At 58.9% G+C, this 224-nt stretch carries 1 pseudogene; it reads left to right on the forward strand.

From position 1 onward, the window contains the following. Positions 1–24: 24 nt before the first annotated feature. Positions 25–224: pseudogene (locus H6B10_RS18215) on the forward strand (hypothetical protein); the annotation flags it as partial.

Here is a 224-nt window from a genome sequence, read left to right on the forward strand (position 1 = left end):
ACCTGGGCCCAGGGGGCATGGAAGGTGGACTCGCAGCAGGTATGGAATCCCTCGGCCTTGCAGGCCCGGAACAGCGCCGCCACAAAATCGCTCTGCACCAGCGGATCGCCGCCCTATACCGATTTATGGATTTCCGATATCAAGCAGATGGATTCCGCGCTGCACCGCCAATACACCGGCGTGGGCAACGAACTGATTCTGGAAAATCTGCAAAAACTGGCCGC

This window comes from Gemmiger formicilis (genome assembly GCF_016901605.1).
In the GTDB taxonomy this organism is placed as follows: Bacteria; Bacillota; Clostridia; order Oscillospirales; family Ruminococcaceae; genus Gemmiger; species Gemmiger formicilis_B.